At 56.5% G+C, this 2,858-nt stretch carries 1 protein-coding gene and 2 pseudogenes; all 3 read left to right on the top strand.

Features of this window, described 5'->3' with window-relative positions; genetic code table 11:
* Positions 1–479 (top strand): annotated as a pseudogene (locus QA609_RS24535) (hypothetical protein); the annotation flags it as partial.
* A 684-nt stretch (positions 480–1,163) separates the two neighbouring features.
* The gene (locus QA609_RS24540) at positions 1,164–1,886 is read left to right on the top strand and encodes a hypothetical protein (RefSeq protein ID WP_278305244.1); all 723 of its coding nucleotides are present in this window, start codon (positions 1,164–1,166) and stop codon (positions 1,884–1,886) included.
* A 428-nt stretch (positions 1,887–2,314) separates the two neighbouring features.
* A pseudogene (locus tag QA609_RS24545) lies at positions 2,315–2,858 on the top strand (hypothetical protein); the annotation flags it as partial.

Consider the following 2,858-nt stretch of genomic DNA (forward strand, 5'->3'; position numbering starts at 1 on the left):
TAGATGGGGAAGTATCGGGAGAGACGTTCGAGCCGGTGATTGACGCGCATTTACGGAACTGTGAGTTGGCTGAGCGAGACGCACACGAGTACGAGAACGTGATCACGGTGAAGCGGCTGGCAGGCGTGAGAGATCGGGAGCTGGGGGAGATCGGGAACCTGGGATCATACGTTGGAGAATACTTGGGGATCTACGAAGGGGACGCGTTGGAGGCGGCTGAGCACGTACAGGCGTTTAACGCGGTGCTGTGGGCGACAGGACATCAGCGATGGCGGCCGTCGAACGGTGCGCAGCGACATATGGCGCAGGCGCGGCTGAAGGGGAAGACGGCGTGGGAATTGATCGGCGTGACGTACGATGGAGGTGAGACGATTGAGTCAGTTGATCCATCGGGAGGTGGAGTGAATTGGACGGAGACGTGGGAGGATCGACCGCCGCCACTAGGAGGGTCGGGAAGCGGAGATAGCCGTTCCTGTTAGCGCAGTGTCTACTGTGGTGCGAGAAGAGGGTACAGTGGTCTCGTCGTACTGCAGTCTTGTGATTAGCCGAAATCTGCTGTGCTGCTTTATCCTGCCATGTGGTCTGACCCGATAATTTCGATCTGACTCAGACTGAATCTCGTGTTACATCCGACTGCATACTGACCAGTTTAGATCACCGAAAAACTTTATTAGTTCTCGTATTATTACCAAATAAAATGAACATGTCCATACCTCCAGACTGGGCTTCGTGGGAAAAGATTGCAGCAGTTGTTGTTCTCTCTAATGTCCCTTCGTTAGTCGTTGCGCTACTGCTTTCAGTATCATTTCCGGTTGTTTACCTACTATTCTTCTTAATAGGCATGCTAATTTTGTATATAAAATAGAGATTAGAACCATACTGTAGTGTTCATTGATTCACCTGTATGTAACACGGAGTCAGCTATTGGATAGAGACTGGGCTCTAGAATATTGAGGGTCGATCTGCTGGTAGAGAGTGGATTTCCCACGGAGCTCGAGATGGATTTCATCTCTGTTTTTCGAAATGATGTATATTGGCCTGCTGTAGCTCGGAGGAGAGTGGATATTGATCTATGTCGTGAGGGTGGGGTCCCAATAGGACCGCTAACGTTGCGGTATAGCACCAGTTTAAATTTTAACTTGGTATAGGCTGTGTGGTGAGCTATGAGCGAGATACTGTGGGCTGGAGATAATCGGGTAGATACGGCGTCACAACGGATGTTACGGGCGTTTTTGGATTCGGAGGTACGGAATACGTCTGAGCTTCGGTATGAGGGTGATCTCTCACAAAACGCGCAGGTTATTCATCGGGTTGAGAGTCATCTGATCCCGGCGGGGTTGATCGAGGAGATCGAGCGGGAGGCGCGGCGTGGTGGAACGAAGGACGTGCGGCGATTTCGGCTGACGGAGGGAGGTCGTGAGTGGGTAGAGGAGCACGAGGAGTTGATCGTGGAGCCGGTGACGGTGGACGAGGCGCGTGAGATGGCGCGAGAGGCGGTGAAAGAGGCGGAGAGTGCGAAGGAGTCGGTACAGTCGTATCGGAAGAAGGTGTACGACTTGCGGCGGAAGCTCGAGGCTGCGGAGGAGCGGTTAGGGGAGTTAGAGGAGCAGGAAGCGAACCAGGAGGAAGTGATCGACATGATGTGGGCTCGGTATAAGCGGGTGCTGCCAGAGCCGCAGATGAGGGAGGCGGTCGGTGAGATGATCGGGAAGGAGCTTCAGGGGATCGCAGAGGAGCGTGAGGTTCGTGAGGTGGAGACGGAGGTGGATGAGACTCAGAAGGATGTGGAGGCAGTAGAGGCGGACGTAGCGGAGCTAAGAGAGGAGTTAGAGGGTGTTCGCGAGGAGGCTGAGGGTGGGTGGTTCAGAAGGATGTTGAGCCGTTGATTATTTGTGGGGGGGGTGAGTGGCTGGAAGTAACATAGGAGATACGCACTGCTCGTTGATTTGTTGAAAGCCCGCGGGGGTGGGACCCCGCCGACAACCGCGAACCACTTTGCCTGGTGGTTTACCGCTAATTGGGCTTTCTCCCCCGGAGGGCTTAGGGATTTCGTCCGAACCCAACCGGGACGACTGATGGCTTGTTCAAGGCCTAGCAGCCGCTCTGATGCGGTTACGGCGGAAGCAGGCCCCCTTACATGGGGGCCTGACCCGAGCCGTCTCGCAGCGAGCGGAGCGAGCGAGAAACGGAATCCGTCGGTCGGACGGACCGACGGACGTGGCTCGTGTGCGGTGGCGGGGTGGTGGCGGTGAGTCGAGATCGAGCGACTGACGGGGGTGTCAGCGGGCCGGTCCGACCCAGTTCTCGGCCTTCCATGGCTAACCGTGCGGACCACTCTGATCAGGCGGCCCTCACTGGGTTTGGTGGGAAGTGGTCGGAGCCGATTACGACTGAGGAAGGAGTGAAACTGCGGCGGGAGGCGGTGCGGTGTGACGTCGACGGAAATAGAGGGATTTCCTGGCGCGCGCTTCAGCGACGGTGGCGAATGTGGTACGATGATCGTCGGGACGCGGGGTTAGTGTACGAGAAAGACGGTGAGCAGTTCACAGGGCCGCAGGAGAACCGATTTATGGAATCATATTCCGACAAATTGTACGCGAAGCTCAAAGACCTCGAGCGGGGGCTTCACGACTCGTACGGTCGGCGGTTCCATACGGGACTGTTGACGCTGACAGCGTCATCAGGCCGGCCGGGTGAGTGGGTGCCGGTCGTCGATCATCTGAAGGAATTGCTCTCGTCGTGGGAGGCGGTGCGGCGGGCGTTGCATCGGTCGCTCGACGATTCGTTGCGGTGGGAGTACCTGATGGTGTTAGAGCCGCACAAGAGCGGGTACGCTCACGCGCATATTGCGGTGTTCG

The organism is Natronococcus sp. A-GB7, assembly GCF_029688865.1.
Taxonomy (GTDB): Archaea; Halobacteriota; Halobacteria; order Halobacteriales; family Natrialbaceae; genus Natronococcus.